Genomic DNA, 1,784 nt, shown 5'->3' with positions numbered 1-1,784 from the left:
GGCTCGACATCCCGGCGATCGCGTTCTTCCCCTATACCGAGTCCAATCTCAAGGACGAGCGGGGCAGCGAAGCCTTCAACGACGGCAATCTCGTCTGCCAGGCCTGCCGCGCCATCAAGCGCGAATTCCCTCAGATCGGCCTCGTCACCGATGTCGCCCTCGACCCCTATACGAGCCACGGCCACGACGGCCTCATCAGGGAGAGCGCGACGGGCGAAATCACGATTCTCAACGACGAGACGGTCGAGGCGCTGGTGCGCCAGGCGCTCATCCAGGCGCGCGCCGGCGCCGACGTCATCGCTCCCTCCGACATGATGGACGGGCGGGTCGGGGCGATCCGCGAGGCGCTCGATGCCGAAGGCTTCCTCGACGTCCAGATCATGGCCTACGCGGCCAAATACGCCTCCGCCTTCTACGGGCCGTTCCGCGACGCGCTGGGCTCGGCGGGAGCGCTCAAGGGCGACAAGCGCACCTATCAGATGGACCCGGCCAACAGCGACGAGGCGCTGCGCGAAGTCGAGCTCGACCTCGACGAAGGCGCCGACATGGTGATGGTCAAGCCTGGCATGCCCTATCTCGACATCATTCGCCGGGTGAAGGACGAATTCGGCGCGCCGACTTTCGCCTATCAGGTGAGCGGCGAATATTCGATGATCATGGCGGGATCGCAAAACGGCTGGATCGACGGCGATAAGGCGATGATGGAAAGCCTCATCGCCTTCAAGCGCGCCGGCGCAGATGGGGTGTTGACATACTTCGCGGCCCGGGCGGCGGAGAAGCTGAAGAAGGCGTAAATCGAATAGGCCGTGGCTGATATTGGCATGTACGGCCCCCTTCGTCGGAGCGCGCGACAGGAGGAATATTATGGTCCGCAAATTCGCGATCGGCGCGGCGCCGGCAGCAGTCATTGTCCTCTCGTCCGCGGCTTTCGCTCAGCAAACCGGCGGTACGGCCGAAGAAGCAAAGGCCATGTTGATGAAAGCGGTCGCCGCAGTGAGAATGGATGAGACCAAAGCGCTCGACATGTTCAACAAGGGAGAAGGCGGATTCCGGGATCGAGACCTCTACGTCTTTTGTGTGAATGCCACCGACGGCACGTTCGTTGCAATTGGCAATCCCAACCTCAAGCAAGCGCTCGGCACAGACGTGCGCGCCGCACAGAACTCCACGGGCAAGCTGTTTGGCGCGGAAATCTACGCGGCGATCCAGAAGCCTGAAGGTCAAATCACTGAAGTCAGCTATGAGGCGCCAAAGCCGAGCGCCGATGATACGCTGGCTGCGAAGGTAAGCTTCGTAGCCAGGGCTGACAGCGATCTCGGCTGCGGCGTCGGCTATTACAAGTAGACGGTTCCGAACCCGGCAATCTTGTGGCGCGCCGAGTTACGACGGCTGCGTTCCTGCCGGACCGCCTATTACATAAATTTTTATGTACATTGATTGGCGTCGCTGCAGGCATCGATCCCTGGATTGTTGCAGCTCCAGTAGCCGGTGCAGCCGGAGGCGGGGCTCCAGATTTGCCATTGATTGCCGTTCGGAGGACAGACCGAGGTATCCGTGTTCTGTCTGTGGACCTCGCATCGAGTTTTCTGCTCGGCCTTCTGCGCGCTCGCCATCGGCGCAGCGAGCATCCCAAGCGGGAGCAGCAACATGAGCGCAAGAATCAACTTTCGCATTCGACGCTCCCTGCTTTGAACCGCGTAGCCCATGACAGCCGCGGGATTCGCAAATTTGCCCCAGGCCCTGGCTCGAGGCAAGCAGGGCGCCTCTGACGAAAACGGCTCGGT

At 61.5% G+C, this 1,784-nt stretch carries 3 protein-coding genes; 2 read left to right on the top strand and 1 reads right to left on the bottom strand.

All coding sequences use genetic code 11. The features are described from left to right. Together hemB and WCB02_RS07930 are read left to right on the top strand one after the other, a co-directional pair. A partial coding sequence (gene hemB, locus WCB02_RS07935; RefSeq protein ID WP_423957322.1) for a porphobilinogen synthase occupies positions 1–794 on the top strand: 794 nt, incomplete at its 5' end. A 70-nt stretch (positions 795–864) separates the two neighbouring features. Beyond that, positions 865–1,344 (top strand): cache domain-containing protein, encoded by a 480-nt coding sequence (locus WCB02_RS07930; protein WP_423957321.1) that lies wholly within the window; start codon positions 865–867, stop codon positions 1,342–1,344. 80 nt (positions 1,345–1,424) lie between these two features. Here the strand turns inward: WCB02_RS07930 and WCB02_RS07925 are convergent, their stop codons facing one another. Further along, a complete protein-coding gene (locus tag WCB02_RS07925) occupies positions 1,425–1,673 on the bottom strand; it encodes a hypothetical protein (RefSeq protein WP_423957320.1) in 249 nt (82 codons plus the stop codon). Positions 1,674–1,784: the final 111 nt, after the last annotated feature.

Origin of the sequence: Bradyrhizobium sp. (genome assembly GCF_049581145.1) — a bacterium.
Lineage (GTDB): Bacteria > Pseudomonadota > Alphaproteobacteria > Rhizobiales > Xanthobacteraceae > Bradyrhizobium.
The sequence above is the reverse complement of the archived record's forward strand: the minus strand, read 5'-3'. Positions and strand labels throughout refer to the sequence as shown.

Bases quoted from the DNA above. Each gene is read 5' to 3' on its own strand.
- WCB02_RS07930 (WP_423957321.1), top strand. From the start codon at position 865: ATGGTCCGCAAATTCGCGATCGGCGCGGCGCCGGCAGCAGTCATTGTC.
- WCB02_RS07925 (WP_423957320.1), bottom strand. From the start codon at position 1,673: ATGCGAAAGTTGATTCTTGCGCTCATGTTGCTGCTCCCGCTTGGGATG.